The organism is Pseudorhodoferax sp. Leaf274 (assembly GCF_001422445.1).
In the GTDB taxonomy this organism is placed as follows: domain Bacteria; phylum Pseudomonadota; class Gammaproteobacteria; order Burkholderiales; family Burkholderiaceae_C; genus Pseudorhodoferax.
On sequence record NZ_LMNA01000002.1, the window covers coordinates 64,135 to 81,259 of the forward strand.

Genomic DNA, 17,125 nt, shown 5'->3' on the forward strand with positions numbered 1-17,125 from the left:
CGCGGAGCGATGCGCGTGGGGGCATCGAAACGTCAGTAATTCTTCTTGAGGTCCATGCCGGCGTAGAGCTGGCCGACCTGGGCCTCGTAGCCGTTGAACATCAGCGTCTTGCGCTTCTTGGCGAACAGGCCGTCCTCGCCGATGCGGCGCTCGGTGGCCTGGCTCCAGCGCGGGTGGTCGACGTTGGGGTTCACGTTGGAATAGAAGCCGTACTCGTTGGCGGCCGCCTTGTTCCAGGCCGTGGCCGGCTCCTTGTCGACGAAGCGGATCTTGACGATGCTCTTGGCGTTCTTGAAGCCGTACTTCCAGGGCACGACCAGGCGCACGGGCGCGCCATTCTGCTTGGGCAGCACCTCGCCGTACATGCCGAAGGAGAGCAGCGTCAGCGGGTGCATGGCCTCGTCCATGCGCAGCCCTTCGGCATAGGGCCAGCTCAGCACGCGCGAGCCGACGAAGGGCATGGTCTTGGGATCGGCCAGCGTCAGGAACTCCACGTACTTGGCGCCGGGCTGCGGCTCCACCTTCTGGATCAGGGCCGACAGCGAGTAGCCGACCCACGGGATGACCATGGACCAGCCTTCCACGCAGCGCATGCGGTAGATGCGCTCTTCCTGCGCCGAGAGCTTGAGCAGGTCCTCGAGCGCGTACTTGCCGGGCTTCTTGACCAGGCCTTCGATCTCGACGCTCCAGGGATCGGTCTTGAGCGTGTGCGCGTTGCGCGCCGGGTCGGCCTTGTCGGTGCCGAACTCGTAGTAGTTGTTGTAGGTGCTGGCGTCCTCGTACGAGGTCAGCTTCTCCATGGTGACGGCGCCGGCCACCGCGGACTTGGCGCCCGGCAGCGCCGCCAGCTTGCCAGGGCGCGCCGCCTGCGCCAGCGCGTCACGTTGGGCCCACCCCGCCAGTGCCACCCCGGCGGCGCCACCGGCCATCCAGCGCATCAGTTCGCGCCGGCTCCGGTAGGCGCTGTGCGGCGTGGTCTCGCTGGCATGCGGGTGAAGAAATCCGTCGGCATGGGTCTTGATCAGCATCGTGCATCCTTTCGGAGAAGTCATACGCAGAAAACGCCGCGCTGGATGCCATCAGAGACGAAACAGCGTCACAGCGTTCCGTAGCTGTGCAGGCCCGACAGGAACATGTTGACGCCCAGGAAGGCGAAGGTCGTGATCGCCAGGCCCACCAGCGCCCACCAGGCCGCCACGGTACCGCGCAGGCCCTTCATCAGGCGCATGTGCAGCCAGGCCGCGTAGTTGAGCCAGACGATCAGCGCCCAGGTCTCCTTGGGGTCCCAGCTCCAGTAGCCGCCCCAGGCCTCGGCGGCCCACAGCGCGCCCAGCACGGTGGCGATCGTGAAGAACGCGAAGCCGACGGCGATGGCCTTGTACATCACGTCGTCCAGCACCTCCATGCTGGGCAGGCGCCCGGCGATGCGGCGCCGGCCGAACAGGATCGCCGCGACGATCAGCGCCGACACGCCGAAATAGATGGCCCAGTAGCTGCTGCCCCCGTCCACGCCGCCCTGGCGGAAGACGATGGGCTCGAAGCACAGCACCACGCCGAGCAGCCACAGCGGCGCGAGGCGCCACCAGCGAGTCTCGCCGGCCTGCTGCTTGATGAGGTAGGCGAAGGCCACCATGGCCGCCAGCGCAAACGTGCCGTAGCCGACGAAGTTGGCCGGCACGTGCAGCTTCATCCACCAGCTCTTGAGGGCCGGCACCAGCGGCTGGATCTCGTGCGCCTCGCGCACCACCGTGTACCAGAGCAAAAAGCCCACCGCCGCGCTGATCACCAGCATCACGAAGGCGCCCAGCGCGCGCGTGCGGTACTGGTCCTCGAAGTACAGGTAGAAGGCCGCCGTCAGCCAGCAGAACAGCACGAACACCTCGTACAGGTTGCTGACCGGGATGTGGCCGATGTCCGGGCCGATCTGGTGGCTCTCGTACCAGCGCACCATGGTGCCCACCAGCGCCATCGTGACGGCCGCCCAGGCGATGCGCGAGCCCAGCAACTCCAGCGCCGCGGACGGGTTGCGCGCCACCATGCCGCCCCAGTAGAAGACCGTGCTGATGAAGAACAGCATGCTCATCCACAGGATGGCGGACTGGCTGGACAGGAAGTACTTGAGCCAGAACACCTGGTCGGCGCGCGCCAGGTCGGCCTGCCCATCGACCTGGTAAGAGGCGATGGCCAGCAAGGCCAGCCCCGCCACCACGAGCATCAGCATGCGCAGCGGCCGCCAGAACCAGCCCAGCCAGATGAGGCTGGGCACGGTGCCGGCCAGGATCCACTTCTCGTAGATGTCCATCGCGGCGTGGTAGCGCGAGAACGCGAACACGCCGCCGGCCACGACCAGCACGGCGAACAGCCAGTCGAACCAGTTGCGGCGGGCCAGGAAGCCTTCGTGGAGCACCAGCGTGTCGCTGTTGCGCGTCAAGGTGGTCATCGTCTCACTCCTTTGCGCCGGTCTCGGCGCCAATGAGCCTGCTCTTGAGCAGGTCGAATTCGCGGTCCACGTCCAGGGTCTTGCGGTTGGACGACAGCGCCATGGTGGCTTCGGTCGCATCGCCCCGCGGCGCCATCCAGACCCACAGGCGGCGCTCGCGAACATACAGCATCGCGAAGATGCCCAGGATCAGGAACAGGCAGCCCAGGTACACGATGTTGCGCCCGGGCGCGCGCGCCACCTGGAACACGCTGGCCTGCACCTGGTTGAAGTTGACGAGCTCGAAGACCATGGGTGCGGGGTACAGCGATGCATCGCTCAGCGAGAGCACGGCCTGCGTCATGAAGCCCTGGGTCTTCTCGCTGTTGTCCAGCGGCTTGGCGCCGACGCGTTCCTGGCCCATCTGCACGAGCTCGAACAGCACGCCGTTCAGGATGCGCACCAGCACCTCGCCGGCCCGGCCGCGCTCGGCCTCGGGCACGTTGGTCTCCATGAAATCGGCGATCGCCTGCAGGCCGCCGCGTGGCGTCGCCGAGGCAGCGGCGCCCTCGCCCGCGAACAAGGCCAGTGCCTTGGCGGCGGAAGCGGCCAGCTGCTCGGCCAGCTCGGGCCGCTGGGAATCGACCGCGCGCGCCGCGTAGCGCCGCACGGCAGCGCTGCGCAGGGCCGGGTCCATGAGGTCGGCGCGCAGGCGCAGGAAGGTGTCCATGCTGGCGTTCTCGTCGGCCGGCACGCGCAGATAGCGGAAGGACTCTGCCGGCGTCTCGCGCACGCCGAGCAGGAAGGCGGCCACGCCGTCGCCGGTGTCCACGGGCAGCATGTAGTTGTGGTACTCGCGCGCCTGGCCTGCCGCGTCGCGCAGCCGGTAGGTGATGCTGGGGCCCACGTTGCGCAGCTCGCGGTGCGTCACGGTCTTGTTGCCCGCACCCAGGCGCGCATCGATGGCGCCGCGCAGGTCGACCTTGCGCACATCCACCGCATTGCCGGCCTGGCCCGTCAGGTTCTCCACGTTGATCACGCGCAGCGCCTGGTACTCCAGCGTCATCTTCTCGCCACCTTCGCCACCCCGCGTCAGGTCGGTGCTGCCGCCGATCACGCCCTCGACCTCGAAAGGCTTGCCGCCCGGCACCATGGGCACGGCCCGGAGCTGCACGCTGGAGCCGCCGTCGTCGAAGCTGGACTGGTAGATCTCCACGCCCTTGTAGCTGGCCGGGTGGTTGACCTCCACGCGCGCGGGCGTCTGCGCGCCGGTCTCGCGGTCGTGGATCACGATCTCGCTGGCGAACAGCTTGGGCATGCCGGTCGAGTAGTACTCGACGATGAACTTCTTGAGCTCCACGGCGAACGGCAGGTCCTGCAGCAGCACGCCGTCGGACTGGGCCAGGATGGCCGTGCTGGACTGCGTGCCCTCGGCCACCATGAGGTTGCCGCGGAAGGTGGGGTTGCGCATGGACAGCCGGTGCTCGGGCGCCACGTCGGCGATCATGCCGCCGCCCTTGTAGACGGTCTTGCCGTTGAACCAGGTCTGCGCGCGCACGACCAGGTCGCCGTCGAGCAGGCCGCCGATGCAGACCAGCACGATGGCGCTGTGCGCGGCGATGTAGCCGAACTTGTTGGCCGCGCCGGCCTTGGCCGCCACCATCCAGCCCTCGCCCGCGGGCGTCTCGCGCCGCTGCAGCTTGACCTTCCAGCCGGCCCGCGCGAGCGCCTGCCCCACGCGTGCGGCCGCGGCCTCCGGCGTGCCGGCGACCGCCGCGCTGGCCTTGTGGTGGAAGGCGTTCAGGCTCTGGACGCGGACGTTCTCCTTGTAGACCTTCAGGTCCGCCAGGATCCTGGGCGTGCTGCGCGCGATGCACAGGGTGGTGCTGGTGACCAGGAACGCCAGGATCAGCAGGAACCACCAGGCGCTGTAAACCGCGTTGAGGCTGAACTTGTCGAACAGCAGGGCCCAGAACGGCCCGAACTGGTTGACGTAGTTGTTGGCCGGCTCATGCTGCTTGAGCACCGTGCCGATGATGGACGCGACGCAGATGATGGTCAGCAGCGCGATGGCAAAGCGCATCGACGACAGCAGCTCCACCGCGGCCCGCCAGGCGTGCGAGCCGCTGCGAACGCGCAGGCCGTGGGTGGTGGTGGTCATCGTGCAAGGCCCCGGTCAAAACAAAACGGGCCGCTGCAACAGCCGGCCCGCCGTGGCGCCCGTTCCTTGGGGTGGGAATCGGGCATTTGGTTCCGCCCTGTCGCGGACGCGTGCAGTGCGAGGCTCAGCGCAGGCCGGCGATGTAGTCGGCCACGGCGCGGATCTCGCGGTCATTCATCTTGGCGGCCACGCCCGTCATCTGGATGTTGTTCTTGCGCTTGCCGTCGCGGAAGTCGGTCAGCTGGGTGGTCGTGTAGTCGGCGTGCTGGCCCGACAGGCGCGGGTACTGCGACGGGATGCCGGCGCCGTTGGGGCTGTGGCAGCCTGCGCAGGCCGCGACCTGGCGGTCCGGGATGCCGCCACGGAAGATGCGCTCGCCCAGCTGCACGAGTTCCTTGTCCTTGGCGAAGCCAGGCTTGGGCTTCTGCGACGTGAGCCAGTAGGCGATGTTGCGCATGTCGTCGTCGCTGAGCGACGACGCAAAGCCCTTCATGATCGGGTTGTTGCGCTTGCCGTCCTTGAACTCGTGCAGCTGCTTGACCAGGTATTCGGGATGCTGGTGCGCCAGCTTGGGGTTGGCCGCGATGGCCGAGTTGCCATCGGCGCCGTGGCAGGCTGCGCACACCGCCGAGTAGCCTTGCTCGCCCTTCACCAGGTCGGGCTTGGCCGCCTTGGGCGCCGCCGGCGCCGGATCGGCGGCATGGCTTGAGAACGAAGGCGCTGCGAACACTGCAGCCAGAACCATGGTGGCAAGCAACTTCATATCGAGGGTGGTTTTATGTACGCAAAACCGGGCGATTCTACAATGCGCCCCCGCGCCATCCCTGCACATCCATGACAGCTCCCGCTTCCGCCGCCGCCGCACCGGCCCCCTCTGCCGCTGCCGTCGCCACGGGCTGGCTGCACACCGCCCGCTTCCTGACCACGGCGCCGCAGTTGCAGTTCCTGCCCGCCCTGGAGGTGCCCGAGATCGCCTTCGTCGGCCGCTCCAATGCCGGCAAGTCCACCTGCATCAACACGCTCACGCAGCAAAAGCAGCTGGCCTTCGCGTCCAAGAAACCCGGCCGCACCCAGCACATCAACCTGTTCGCGCTGGGCAAGCAGGGCGTGACCGACGCCGTGCTGGCCGACCTGCCCGGCTACGGCTACGCGGCCGTGCCCAAGGCCGACAAGGTGCGCTGGCAACAGGTGATGGCCAACTACCTCGTCACGCGCGAGAACCTCCAGGGCATCGTGCTGCTGTGCGACCCGCGCCTGGGCCTGACCGAACTCGACGAGGTGCTGCTCGAAGTGGTCCGCCCGCGCGTGGAACAGGGCCTGAAGTTCCTGCTGCTGCTGACCAAGGCCGACAAGCTCACGCGCATGGAGGCCAGCAAGGCGCTGGCGATCGCCAAGCTCAACGCGGGCGGCGGCGAGGCGATGCTGTTCTCGGCGCTCAAGCGCCAGGGCATCGACGCGGCCAGCCAGCTGCTGTGGCGCTGGGCCCACCCCGAAGCGGCCGCGCCCGCCCCCGCTCAGTAAACCGGCGGCGCCCCGGGCGGGCGGGTCTTGAAGCGCTTGTGCACCCAGAAGTACTGCTCGGGCATGGCGTCGATGTAGCCCTGCAGCCGTGCGTTCATCAAGGCCGTGTCGGCCACCGCGTCCGGCCCCGGGAAGCCATCCCAGCCCGGCAGCACCCGCACCTCGTAGCCTTCGGGCGTCAGCCGCGTGACCACGGGCACGACGCGCGCGCGCCCCAGCCGCGCGAAGCGGGCCAGCGAAGGCACGGTGGCCGCCGGCACGCCGTAGAACGGCACGAACACCGAATCGCGCGCGCCGAAGTCCATGTCGGGCAGCAGGTAGACCGGCTCGCCGGCGCGCAGCGCCGCCACCACGGGCTTGACGCCGTCGATGCGGTTGTAGAGCTTGGCGTTGCCGAAACGCTGGCGCCCGCGCGCCACCCAGATGTCCACGGTCTGGTTGGACTGCGGCGTGAAGATGGTGGCGAACTGCCGCGGGACCTGCTGCGACAGCGCTGTCGCGCCTGCGTCCAGGCCGACGAAGTGCGGCGCGAACAGCAGCGTGGGGGCGGTGCCGGCCAACTCGTCGAGCGCGCCCGTCATGCGCAGCCGCTCGCGCACCACCTCCGGGCGGCCGTGCCAGAGCCATGCGCGGTCCAGCCAGGCCTGCACGAACACGACGAAATGGCGCCGGGCCAGCGCCTCGCGTTCACGCTGCGCAAGCTGCGGGAAACACAGCGCCAGGTTGGTCAGCGCGATGCGCCGGCGGCTGCCCACCAGCGCATACAGCAGCCGGCCCAACAGCGCGCCCAGGCCCCGCACCCAGGGCAGGGGCAAGGGCGCGAGCAGGCGCAGCAAGGCAATCGCGAACCGGGTCATCAGGCCGGCAGGCCGAGGCGGCGGCTATATGGCATCAGGGCACATCGGGGTATGGGGAACGCTAGAATCGCCGCCGTCGCTGAGTTATTGAACTACTTGCAGGGCGACGTTAAACACATCTGCTAAAGCGTTCGCCACGAGCTCCCCCGCAAGAGGCAACGCGCGACGCAACGGCCTTTTATTCCAAAGCGAAGGAGTTTATTCAAATGGCGAACGATTTCCTCTTCACGTCCGAATCCGTGTCCGAAGGCCACCCCGACAAGGTGGCCGACCAGATCTCCGACGCCATCCTGGACGCGATCTTCGCGCAGGACCCGCGTTCGCGCGTGGCCGCCGAGACGCTGACCAACACCGGCCTCGTGGTGCTGGCCGGCGAGATCACGACCAACGCGCACGTCGACTACATCCAGGTCGCGCGCGACACCATCAAGCGCATCGGTTACGACAACACCGACTACGGCATCGACTACAAGGGCTGCGCGGTGATGGTCTGCTACGACAAGCAGTCCAACGACATCGCCCAGGGCGTGGACCACGCCAGCGACGACCACCTCAACATCGGCGCCGGCGACCAGGGCCTGATGTTCGGCTACGCCTGCGACGAGACGCCCGAGCTGATGCCCGCGCCGATCTACTACGCGCACCGCCTCGTGGAGCGCCAGGCCCAGCTGCGCAAGGACGGCCGCCTGCCCTTCCTGCGGCCCGATGCCAAGAGCCAGGTGACGATGCGCTACGTGGACGGCAAGCCGCACTCGATCGACACCGTGGTGCTGTCCACCCAGCACCACCCCGACCAGAGCGAGACGCCGACCAAGATGAAGGCCAGCTTCACCGAGGCCATCATCGAGGAGATCATCAAGCCGGTGCTGCCCAAGGAATGGCTGCAGGACACCAAGTACCTGATCAACCCGACCGGCCGCTTCGTCATCGGCGGCCCGCAGGGCGATTGCGGCCTGACCGGCCGCAAGATCATCGTCGACACCTACGGCGGCGCCTGCCCGCACGGTGGCGGCGCGTTCTCGGGCAAGGACCCGTCCAAGGTCGACCGCTCGGCCGCCTACGCCGCGCGCTACGTGGCCAAGAACATCGTGGCCGCGGGCCTGGCGCGCCAGTGCCAGATCCAGGTGGCCTACGCCATCGGCGTGGCACGCCCGATGAACATCACGGTCTACACCGAAGGCACGGGCGTGATCCCCGACGACAAGCTGTCGGCGCTGGTGGCCGAACACTTCGACCTGCGTCCCAAGGGCATCATCCAGATGCTCGACCTGCTGCGCCCGATCTACCAGAAGACCGCCGCCTACGGCCACTTCGGCCGCGAAGAGCCCGAGTTCACCTGGGAGCAGACCGACAAGGCTGCGGCGCTGCGTGCAGCGGCCGGCCTGTAACGGGCGGCCCATCCGATGAGCGCAGAGGCCACGCCCCTGTGGCGCGGCCCGCGCTGGGCCCTTGCCGTGCTGCTGGCCACGCTCGGCATGCTGGGGCCGTTCGCGATCGACACCTACATCCCGGCCTTCTCGGGCATCGCGCGTTCGCTGGGCGCCACGCCGGTGGAGATGCAGCAGACGCTGTCGGCCTACCTGTTCGGCTTCGCGTTCATGAACCTGTTCCACGGCGCGCTGTCGGACAGCTTCGGCCGCCGGCCCGTGGTGCTGTGGGGCATCGCGGTGTTCACCATCGCCTCGGCCGGCTGTGCGCTGTCGCAGAACATCGGCCAGCTGGTCTTCTTCCGCGCCTTGCAGGGCCTGTCCACGGGCGCCGGCATCGTCGTCTCGCGCGCGGTGATCCGCGACGTGTACCCGCCCGCCGAGGCGCAGAAGGTCATGAGCCAGGTGACCATCTACTTCGGCGTGGCACCGGCGATTGCGCCCATCGTGGGCGGCTGGCTGTTCGTGCACCTGGGCTGGCACAGCGTGTTCTGGTTCCTGACCGCCGTGGGCGTGCTGCTCTGGATCAGCAACTGGCGGCTCCTGCCCGAGACACTGCGGCCGGCGCAGCGCCAGCCCTTCCATGTGCCGGACCTCATGCGCGGCTACCGCCAGCTGCTGTCCGACCCGCGCTTCGTGCTGCTGGCCTTTGCCAGCGGCGTGCCGTTCAACGGCATGTTCCTGTACGTGCTGTCAGCACCCGAATTCCTGGGCACGCTGCTCCAGCTGGAACCCACGCAGTTCTTCTGGTTCTTCCTGCTGACCATCGCCGGCATCATGGGCGGCGCCATGGCCAGCGGCCGGCTGGCCGGGCGCATCCCGCCCAAGCGGCAGATCCGCCACGGCTTCGTGATCATGACCGTGGTGGCGGTGCTGAACCTGGCCGCCAACCTGCTGTGGACGGCGCGCCCGGCGTGGGCGCTGCCGCCCATCGCCATCTTCGCGTTCGGCTGGGCGCTGATGGTGCCGGTGGTCACGCTGCTGGTGCTGGACCTGCACCCCACGCGCCGCGGCATGGCGTCCTCGCTGCAGGCCGTGGTCGGCTCCACGGCCAATGGCCTGGTGGCCGGCGTGATCGCGCCGCTGGTCATGCATTCCACGGTGCTGCTGGCGCTGGCCTCGCTGCTGATGATGGGCATCGGCCTGGCAGCCTGGATCTGGCTGCACCACCGCTGGCCCGAGATCGGCCGGCACGCAACCGCCGCGTAAAGCCGGCGCGCAGGCGGAACCGAACCGCACCCGCCGGGCTCCCACCCGGCCATGATCGAACTCCAGCACCTGGCCCTGCATTACGCGCTGGGCGATACGCGCGTGGACGTGCTGCGCGACGTCAACCTCACCATCCCCGCAGGCCAGAGCGTGGCCATCGCCGGGCCGTCGGGCTCGGGCAAGACCTCGCTGCTGCTGCTCCTGGCCGGACTGGAACGCCCGCAGGCCGGCCGCGTGCTGCTGGACGGCCAGCCGCTCGACAGCCTGGACCGCGACGCGCTGGCCGACCTGCGGCGCGAGCGCATCGGCATCGTGTTCCAGTCCTTCCACCTCTTGCCCAGCCTCACCGCGCTGGACAACGTGGCCCTGCCGCTGCAGCTGGCCGGCCGGCGCGATGCCGCGGCCAAGGCACGCGACTTCCTGCGCCGCGTGGGCCTGGCGGCGCGCCAGCACCACTACCCGGGCCAGCTGTCGGGCGGCGAACAACAGCGCGTGGCGATCGCGCGCGCGCTCGTGCACGGCCCGCGCCTGCTGCTGGCCGACGAGCCCACCGGCAACCTGGACGACCACACCGGCGCGCTGGTGCGCGAGCTGCTGTTCGAACTGAACCAGGAAGCCGGCACCACGCTGGTGCTGGTCACGCACGACATGGACTTCGCTGCGCGCTGCCAGCGCGTGCTGCGCCTGCACGAGGGCCAGCTGCAGGAAGCGCAGCCCGCCGCACGCAGCGAGGCCGCCCATGCTGCTTAGCCTGGCCTGGCGCGACCTGCGCGCGAGCGGCCGCACGCTCTGGGTGTTCTGCGCCTGTCTGGCGCTGGGCGTGGCCCTGGTCGCCGCCAGTGGCGGCCTGTACCGCCAGGTGGCCGGCGCGCTGCAGGAAGATGCCCGCGCACTGTTCGGCGGCGACCTGGAGGTGCGCCAGTCCGACCCGCTGCCCCAGGCCGAAATCGACTGGGTGCAGGCGCGCGGCGAGGTTTCGCGCGCCATCGAGCTGCGCAGCATGCTGCGGACGCCGGATGGCCGCGCCCAGCTGGTGGCGTTGCAGAGCGCCGACGCACGCTACCCGCTGTACGGCACGGTCACGCTGGCGCCGGCGCAGCCGCTGGCAGACGCACTGGCGCAGCGCGACGGACTCTGGGGCCTGGCCGTCGATGGCGTGCTGGCCGGGCGCCTGGGCCTGGCGCCCGGCAGCCAGGTGCAGCTGGGCGACCTGACGCTGCAGGTGCGCGCCGTGATCGCGCGCCAGCCCGACCGCAGCCTGCGCGCCGACTGGAACGGCGCGCCCGTGCTGCTGGCCGACGGCGCGCTGCAGGCCACCGGCCTGGTGCAGCCGCTCAGCCGCGTGCAGTACCACTACCGCGTGCGCACCGCCACGCCGCCATCGGCCTGGCGCGACAACTTCGTCGCCGCCTTCCCGCAGTCCAACGCGGAGGTGCGCAGCTTCCAGCAGCGCAGCGCGCGCGTGGCGCAGGTGCTGGAGCAGGTCGGCTCGGCCCTCATGCTGATCGGCCTGTCGGCGCTGTTCATCGGCGGCCTGGGCGTGTTCAACAGCGTACAGGCCTACCTGCAGGGCAAGCTCGCCACGCTGGCGACACTGCGCGCGCTGGGGCTGCGCGACGCGCGGCTGGCCGCGCTGGTGCTGCTGCAGGTGCTGATGCTCGCGGTGGCCGCCAGCGCGGTCGGTGTGCTGGCGGGCGGCGCGCTGGCGCTGGCCGGCGCGGCATTGGCGGCGCGCAGCCTGCCGCTGGCGCAGCAGCTCGGCCCGCAGCTCGCGGCCATGGCCGGCCCGGCCGCGCTGGCCATGGGCTTCGGCGTGCTGACCGCGCTGGCCTTCGCATTGCCGGCACTGGGCCGCGCGCTGACGGTCACGCCGGCCGCACTCTTCCGCGGGCTGGACGCCGCCGTGCTGCGCACGCCCGCGTGGGCCTGGGCCGCCAGCGCCGGCTGCGGGCTGGGCATCGCCGCGCTGCTGGTCGGCAGCCTGCCCGATGCGCGCATCGGCTGGGCCTTCCTGGCCGTGGTCGGCGTGCTGCTGGTGCTGCTCGAAGGCGTGCAGCGCGTGCTGCGTGCGCTGGCGCGCCGGCTGCTGGCCTCGCGCTGGCAGCCGGGGTTTGCGCTGCGCCTGGCGCTGGCCGGCCTGCAGCGACCGGGCTCGGCCCTGCGCCCCGCCCTGCTCTCGCTGGGCACGGCGCTGACGCTGCTGGTGGCCTGCACGCTGGTGGTGGCCACGCTGCTGCGCACCATCGCCGACACCGTGCCGCGCGAAGCCCCGGGCCTGGTGCTGCACGACGTGCAGACCGAGCAGCTGCCGCTGCTGCGCGCGCAACTGGGCCCCGTGCAGCGCCTGCAGACCGCGCCGCTGGTGCTGGGCCGGCTGGCCGCCGTCAACGGCGACGCGCTGCGCGACAGCGGCGACGCCCACCGCATGCGCGAGGCGCGCAACGAGCACAAGCTCTCCACACGCGCCGGCAACCTGGACGACGTGGTGGTCGAGCGCGGCGCGCTGTGGGCGCCCGACTACCGGGGCCCGCCGCTCGTGGCCATGGAAGACCGCGAGGCCGACCAGCTGGGCCTGGCCGTCGGCGACCGCCTGCGCTTCGACATCCAGGGCCAGCCGGTCGAGGCCCTGCTTGCCGCCATCTACAGCCAGCGCCGGCTGCAGGCGCGCTTGTGGCTGGAAGGCATCTTCAGCGACGGCGTGCTCGACCCCTTCATCACGCGCCACGTGGGCGCCGCCTGGCTGGACCCGCAGCAGGCCATCGCGGCGCAGGACCGCCTGGCGGCCGCCGCGCCCAACATCGTGAGCGTGCGCACCGACGCCCTGCTGTCCGAAAGCCGCTTGCTGCTGGGCCGTGCCAGCGCGGCGCTGGCCGTCATCGCGGGCATCTGCCTGGCGGCCAGCCTGCTGGTGCTGACCAGTGTTGTGGCGGCCAGCCGCGCGCGGCAGGTGTACGAGTCCAGCGTGCTGCACGTGCTGGGCGCGCGGCTGGCCAGCCTGCGCCGCGCGCTGCGCTGGGAATACGCGCTGCTGGCCGGCGTGACCAGCGCCTTCGCCACCGCCGCGGGCACCGGCCTGGCGCTGGCGCTGCTGCATTGGCGGCTCGACCTGGACGCCAGCGGCCTGTACTGGACCGGCGCGGTGGCCGCGGTCGGCGTCAGCGGGCTGAGCCTGGCCCTGGGCGCGCAGTGGCTGCTGGCGCAGCTGCGGCTGTCGCCGGCACGCCTGTTGCGCGGCACCTGAAGTTCATTCGTCCACGCCCGGCCCGCTCTCCAGCACCGGGTCGGCGCTCTCGTCCTCGGCGGCCTCGGCACGCGGGCCGTACTGGCCGTCGCCCATGCCGCGCAGCGTGGCGGCGCCGTCTTCCCAGGCTTCGCTGAAGGTGTCGTAGGCGTCGTCGGAGGCTTCGACGACGAACCATGTCTTCATGGCGTCCTCGCTCTCCAGCAGCATCCAGTGGTACAGGCCCGGTTCGGGTTCGTCGACGGACAGCGCCAGGTGGCGCAGCGGAGTCTGTGGCATGGCAGTTCCTTCGCGGTTGCTGCCAGTATGGAAAGGAACCGCGCCACCGCTGTAGGCCGGCAGCGCCCGCGGCTGCCGGCTCCAGGGCCAGCGCAAAGCCGGCGGAGGGCCGGTTCAGAACTTGGTGTAGCCGCCGTCGATCACGAATTGCTCGCCCGTGGTGTAGGCCGCGGCATCGCTGGCCAGGTAGACGGCGATGCCGCCGAAATCGTCGATGGAGCCCCAGCGGCGCGCCGGCACGCGCGGCATGACGTTGCCTGCGAACTTCTCGTTGGCGAACGAGCGCTGCGTCATCTCGGTCTCGATCCAGCCCGGCAGGATGGAATTGACGCGGATGCGGTGGCGCGCCAGCTCCACGGCCAGCGCACGCACCATGGCCGTGACGGCGCCCTTGGACGCGCCGTAGTGGCTGTTGCGCGCCGCACCCTCCACGGCCGCCGTGCTGGCCGTGGCCACCAGGGAGCCGCCTTCGCCGTGCGCGGCCATGTGGCGGGCCGCCGCGCGGAAGGTGAGGAACACGCCCTCGACGTTGATGCGCTGGACGCGCCGGAACTCCTCCAGCGACATCTCGGTCAACACCGTGCCCTTGCTCGACACGCCGGCGTTGGCGAAGCAGGCGTGGATGGGGCCGAGCGCCGCCACGGTGGCCGCGAAGGCCTGCTCGACGGCCGCCTCGTCGCCCACGTCGCACACGGCGCTGTGCACGCGGGCCGCGTCGCCGCACTCGCGCGCCAGCGCGTCGCGCGCGCCGGCGGTCTTGTCGGGGTTGGAGCCCCAGATCGACACCGACGCGCCGGACGCCAGCAGCGCGCGCGCCATGCCCAGGCCGATGCCGCCGTTGCCGCCGGTGATGAGCGCGTTGCGCCCGCTGAGATCGAAGGGTCGGTACATGTCTGCCTCCTGGTGGTCTGTGGTCTGTTGGGTGCAGGCGTGTATAGCAAGCACCGGCCACGCGGCAAGACACCCAGGTGACGCGCGCCCCCCTGCCCCGGCGCACAATCGTCGGCCATGGAACGCGAAGAACTGCACCACCGCCAGATCGACCTGCGCTTCTACCGCCAGGGCAACGGCCTGTACGAGGTCGTCGGCCGGCTCGTCGACACCAAGCGCCAGCCGTTCCGGCGCCAGCTGGCCGAGGCCGACACGCCGCCCGGCACGCCGATCCACGACATCGCCGTGCACCTGGTCGTGGACGACGAGCTGCTGGTGCACGACGCCTTCGCCTCCATGGACGCCACGCCCTTCAGCATCTGCCCCGGCGCCACGGCCACGCTGGCGCCGCTCAAGGGCCTGTCCATGCGCAAGGGCTGGAACCGCCAAGTGCGCGAACTGCTGGGCGGCGCGGCCTCGTGCACGCACATCGTGGAACTCCTGGGGCCGATGGCGACCACGGCCTTCCAGGGCCTGGCGCCCGCGCGCCTGGCGCAGATCAACCTGCCCGGCAACGAGGGCCAGCGGCAGGCCAAGGTGGACAGCTGCTACGCCTATGCGGCCGAGCGCGAGGTGGTGGCGCGGCTGTGGCCGCACCTGCACCGCGGCCCGGCGCGCCCCAGCTGAGCCTGCGCGCGGCCCGGCGGGCCGTCCGTCAACGCTTGAACAGGTCGAGGATGCTGCGGCGCTCCTCGGTGCGTTCCTGCGCCGCCTCGCCGGCCGCACCCGACACGGGCTGGCCCGTCGGCACCGCTTCGGCACCCGCCGTGCCCGCCCCGGCCGGGGCCGCGTACTCCGTGTACGACCAGTCGCCTTCGTTGCGCACCACGCCTTCGGGCGCGGCCGCCTGCGCCACCGGCACGCCCTTGAGCGCGTGGCGCATGAAATCGATCCACACCGGCATGGCGAGCGCGCCGCCGCTGGCGTGGGCGCCCAGGTTCTGCGGCTGGTCGTAGCCGATCCAGGCGATGGCCGTCAGCGTGGGCTGGTAGCCGGCGAACCAGGCGTCGACCGCATCGTTGGTGGTGCCGGTCTTGCCGTACAGGTCGGGCCGCTGCAGCGTGGCGCGCGTGCGCGCCGCCGTGCCGCGTGTGGCCACCTCGCCCAGCAGCTGCGTCATCAGGAAGGCGTTGCGCGCAGGCACGGCGCGTGCGGCCTCGTCCAGCACCGGCGGCGGCTCCTGCTGCAGCACCTGGCCGCGCTGGTCGGTCACCTTGTCGATGAGCCGCGGCGGGACGCGGTAGCCCCCGTTGGCGAACACCGAATAGGCCGACGCCATCTGCAGCGGCGTGACCGACCCCGCCCCCAGCGCCATGGTCAGCGACGGCGGCTGGCGCTCGGCGTCGAAGCCGAAGCGCGCCACCCATTGCTGCGCGGCCGGCACGCCCACGGTCTGCAGCACGCGGATGGCCACCACGTTCTTGGACTTGGCCAGCGCCGTGTCCAGGCGCATCGGGCCGTCGAAGGCACCGTTGTCGTTCTTCGGCTCCCACGCCTTGCTGCCCGTGACGCTGGCATCGAAGTACAGCGGCCCGTCGTCCACGATGGTCGCCGGCATCAGGCCCTTCTCGAGCGCGGCCGAATAGACGAAGGGCTTGAAGGTCGAGCCCGGCTGGCGCCAGGCCTGCGTGACGTGGTTGAACTGGTTCTTGCCGAAATCGAAGCCACCCACCAGCGCGCGCACCGCGCCGTCGCGCGGGTCCATGGCGACGAAGGCGCCCTCGACCTCGGGCAGCTGCGTGATCTCCCAGCTGCCCTTGTCCGTGCGCATGACGCGGATCACGGCACCGGGACGGATCTTCACCGCGGCCGCCGCGTTGGCGGCCAGCCCGGACTGCGCCGGCACCAGGCCCTCGCCCGTGATCTCCAGCCGCTCGCCATCGCCGCGCACGGCCTTCACGCGCCGGCTGTCGGCCTCCAGCACCACGGCCGAGACCAGCTCGCCGTTGTCGGGGTAGGCGTCCAGCGCCTCCTCAATGGCCTCGTCCTGCGCCTCGCCGGCGGTCGGCAAGGCGATCACGGTCTCGGGGCCGCGGTAGGCCTGGCGCCGCTCGTAGGCCATGATGCCGCGCCGCAGCGCGCCGTAGGCCGCCGCCTGGTCGGCCGCATCGAGCGTGGTGTAGACGTTCAGGCCGCGCGTGTAGGTGGCGTCGCCATACTGCGCGAGCATCTGCTGGCGCACGCTTTCGGCCACGTACTCCCCGTGCACGGCCACCGTGTCGCCCGCGCTGCGCACGGCCAGCGGCTCGGCCTTGGCCGCCTGCGCCTGGGCGGCGGTGATGAAGCCGTTCTCCAGCATGCGGTCGATGATGTACTGCTGGCGCACGCGCGCGCGGCGCGGGTTGCTGATGGGGTTGTTGGCCGATGGCGCCTTGGGCAGGCCGGCCAGCATGGCCGCCTGGGCGATGGTGATGTCCTTGAGCGGCCGGCCGAAGTAGACCTCCGACGCGGCCGCGAAGCCGTAGGCCCGGTGGCCCAGGAAGATCTGGTTCATGTAGATCTCCAGGATCTGGTCCTTGGAGAGCGCGCGCTCGAGCTTGAAGGTCAGCAGCACCTCGCGCAGCTTGCGCGCATAGGTCTTCTCCGACGACAGGAACATGTTGCGCGCCACCTGCATGGTGATCGTCGAGGCGCCCTGGCTGCGCGAATGGCCCAGGTTGGCGAAAGCCGCGCGCAGCATGCCCAGGTAGTCCACGCCGTCGTGCGTGTAGAAGCGCTGGTCCTCGATGGCCAGCACCGCGTCCTTCATGGCCTGCGGGATCTGGGCGATCGGGGTGAGGCTGCGCCGCTCCTCGCCGAACTCGCCCAGCAGCACGCCATCGCGCGTGTACACGCGCAGCGGCAGCTTGGGCTGGTAGTCGGCCAGCACGGACACATCGGGCAGCTGTGCATAGGTCCGGTAGGCGGCCACGCCCAGCCCGGCGCTGGCCAACAGCGCCACGGCCAGCACGGCGCCCGCGGCCCATGCCAGGGTGCGGCGGCGCCCGCCGCCCCGCTGCGACGCTGTGGGATCGGGCGGGGGGACAGGCTGGCGGGGAGAGGAAACCATGCAGTGGCGCGGGAAAGATCGTGGGGCAACGC

General features: G+C 70.6%; 14 protein-coding genes. 6 read left to right on the forward strand and 8 right to left on the reverse strand.

All coding sequences use genetic code 11. The features are described from left to right. Positions 1-32: 32 nt before the first annotated feature. The 4 genes from msrP to ASF44_RS05905 form a co-directional block, all read right to left on the reverse strand. The gene (msrP, locus tag ASF44_RS05890) at positions 33-1,028 is read right to left on the reverse strand and encodes a protein-methionine-sulfoxide reductase catalytic subunit MsrP (protein WP_056898287.1); all 996 of its coding nucleotides are present in this window, start codon (positions 1,026-1,028) and stop codon (positions 33-35) included. Between the two features lie 68 nt (positions 1,029-1,096). Beyond that, the gene (gene ccsB, locus ASF44_RS05895) at positions 1,097-2,440 is read right to left on the reverse strand and encodes a c-type cytochrome biogenesis protein CcsB (protein WP_056898288.1); all 1,344 of its coding nucleotides are present in this window, start codon (positions 2,438-2,440) and stop codon (positions 1,097-1,099) included. 4 nt (positions 2,441-2,444) lie between these two features. Next, the gene (locus ASF44_RS05900; RefSeq protein ID WP_056898289.1) at positions 2,445-4,580 is read right to left on the reverse strand and encodes a cytochrome c biogenesis protein ResB; all 2,136 of its coding nucleotides are present in this window, start codon (positions 4,578-4,580) and stop codon (positions 2,445-2,447) included. 124 nt (positions 4,581-4,704) lie between these two features. Then, a complete protein-coding gene (locus ASF44_RS05905) occupies positions 4,705-5,343 on the reverse strand; it encodes a cytochrome c (protein WP_056898290.1) in 639 nt (212 codons plus the stop codon). 71 nt (positions 5,344-5,414) lie between these two features. Between ASF44_RS05905 and yihA the strand changes: the two genes are divergently transcribed. Then, complete coding sequence (yihA, locus tag ASF44_RS05910) at positions 5,415-6,101, forward strand: ribosome biogenesis GTP-binding protein YihA/YsxC (RefSeq protein WP_056898291.1); 687 nt, start codon at positions 5,415-5,417, stop codon at positions 6,099-6,101. Here yihA and ASF44_RS05915 read toward each other — a convergent pair. Continuing rightward, complete coding sequence (locus tag ASF44_RS05915) at positions 6,095-6,958, reverse strand: lipid A biosynthesis acyltransferase (protein WP_056898292.1); 864 nt, start codon at positions 6,956-6,958, stop codon at positions 6,095-6,097. The genes yihA and ASF44_RS05915 overlap by 7 nt on opposite strands. Positions 6,959-7,164: 206 nt before the next feature. On the opposite strand from ASF44_RS05915, the gene metK reads away from it, so the two are divergent. Genes metK through ASF44_RS05935 form a run of 4 tightly spaced genes read left to right on the forward strand, consistent with a single transcriptional unit; the run spans position 7,165 to position 12,835 of the window. Next, entirely contained in the window at positions 7,165-8,346 is a 1,182-nt protein-coding gene (gene metK / locus ASF44_RS05920; RefSeq protein ID WP_056898293.1) for a methionine adenosyltransferase, read from the forward strand. Positions 8,347-8,361: 15 nt separating this feature from the next. After that, positions 8,362-9,594 (forward strand): multidrug effflux MFS transporter, encoded by a 1,233-nt coding sequence (locus ASF44_RS05925; RefSeq protein ID WP_056898294.1) that lies wholly within the window; start codon positions 8,362-8,364, stop codon positions 9,592-9,594. A 51-nt stretch (positions 9,595-9,645) separates the two neighbouring features. Continuing rightward, positions 9,646-10,344, forward strand: coding sequence for an ABC transporter ATP-binding protein (locus tag ASF44_RS05930; RefSeq protein ID WP_056898295.1), 699 nt, complete (start codon positions 9,646-9,648; stop codon positions 10,342-10,344). Continuing rightward, on the forward strand, positions 10,334-12,835 hold the full coding sequence (locus ASF44_RS05935) for an ABC transporter permease (protein ID WP_056898296.1): 2,502 nt from the start codon (positions 10,334-10,336) through the stop codon (positions 12,833-12,835). Before ASF44_RS05930 ends, ASF44_RS05935 begins: the two co-directional genes overlap by 11 nt. Positions 12,836-12,838: 3 nt before the next feature. Here the strand turns inward: ASF44_RS05935 and ASF44_RS05940 are convergent, their stop codons facing one another. Both ASF44_RS05940 and ASF44_RS05945 read right to left on the reverse strand, forming a co-directional pair. Beyond that, a complete protein-coding gene (locus tag ASF44_RS05940; protein WP_056898297.1) occupies positions 12,839-13,114 on the reverse strand; it encodes a hypothetical protein in 276 nt (91 codons plus the stop codon). 114 nt (positions 13,115-13,228) lie between these two features. Then, positions 13,229-14,005: an SDR family NAD(P)-dependent oxidoreductase gene (locus tag ASF44_RS05945; RefSeq protein WP_056898298.1), complete on the reverse strand. Its 777-nt coding sequence runs from the start codon at positions 14,003-14,005 to the stop codon at positions 13,229-13,231. Between the two features lie 117 nt (positions 14,006-14,122). Here ASF44_RS05945 and ASF44_RS05950 point away from each other — a divergent pair, with 117 nt between their 5' ends. After that, a complete protein-coding gene (locus ASF44_RS05950) occupies positions 14,123-14,671 on the forward strand; it encodes a DUF2889 domain-containing protein (RefSeq protein ID WP_056898299.1) in 549 nt (182 codons plus the stop codon). 28 nt (positions 14,672-14,699) lie between these two features. On the opposite strand, the gene ASF44_RS05955 is transcribed toward ASF44_RS05950, so the two are convergent. Beyond that, complete coding sequence (locus ASF44_RS05955) at positions 14,700-17,093, reverse strand: penicillin-binding protein 1A (protein WP_056898300.1); 2,394 nt, start codon at positions 17,091-17,093, stop codon at positions 14,700-14,702. Positions 17,094-17,125 lie beyond the last annotated feature (32 nt).

Excerpts from the sequence above, each read along its gene's own strand:
- msrP (WP_056898287.1), bottom strand. The coding sequence starts at position 1,028 with ATGCTGATCAAGACCCATGCCGACGGATTTCTTCACCCGCATGCCAGC.
- ccsB (WP_056898288.1), bottom strand. The coding sequence starts at position 2,440 with ATGACCACCTTGACGCGCAACAGCGACACGCTGGTGCTCCACGAAGGC.
- ASF44_RS05900 (WP_056898289.1), bottom strand. The coding sequence starts at position 4,580 with ATGACCACCACCACCCACGGCCTGCGCGTTCGCAGCGGCTCGCACGCC.
- ASF44_RS05905 (WP_056898290.1), bottom strand. The coding sequence starts at position 5,343 with ATGAAGTTGCTTGCCACCATGGTTCTGGCTGCAGTGTTCGCAGCGCCT.
- yihA (WP_056898291.1), top strand. The coding sequence starts at position 5,415 with ATGACAGCTCCCGCTTCCGCCGCCGCCGCACCGGCCCCCTCTGCCGCT.
- ASF44_RS05915 (WP_056898292.1), bottom strand. The coding sequence starts at position 6,958 with ATGACCCGGTTCGCGATTGCCTTGCTGCGCCTGCTCGCGCCCTTGCCC.
- metK (WP_056898293.1), top strand. The coding sequence starts at position 7,165 with ATGGCGAACGATTTCCTCTTCACGTCCGAATCCGTGTCCGAAGGCCAC.
- ASF44_RS05925 (WP_056898294.1), top strand. The coding sequence starts at position 8,362 with ATGAGCGCAGAGGCCACGCCCCTGTGGCGCGGCCCGCGCTGGGCCCTT.
- ASF44_RS05930 (WP_056898295.1), top strand. The coding sequence starts at position 9,646 with ATGATCGAACTCCAGCACCTGGCCCTGCATTACGCGCTGGGCGATACG.
- ASF44_RS05935 (WP_056898296.1), top strand. The coding sequence starts at position 10,334 with ATGCTGCTTAGCCTGGCCTGGCGCGACCTGCGCGCGAGCGGCCGCACG.
- ASF44_RS05940 (WP_056898297.1), bottom strand. The coding sequence starts at position 13,114 with ATGCCACAGACTCCGCTGCGCCACCTGGCGCTGTCCGTCGACGAACCC.
- ASF44_RS05945 (WP_056898298.1), bottom strand. The coding sequence starts at position 14,005 with ATGTACCGACCCTTCGATCTCAGCGGGCGCAACGCGCTCATCACCGGC.
- ASF44_RS05950 (WP_056898299.1), top strand. The coding sequence starts at position 14,123 with ATGGAACGCGAAGAACTGCACCACCGCCAGATCGACCTGCGCTTCTAC.
- ASF44_RS05955 (WP_056898300.1), bottom strand. The coding sequence starts at position 17,093 with ATGGTTTCCTCTCCCCGCCAGCCTGTCCCCCCGCCCGATCCCACAGCG.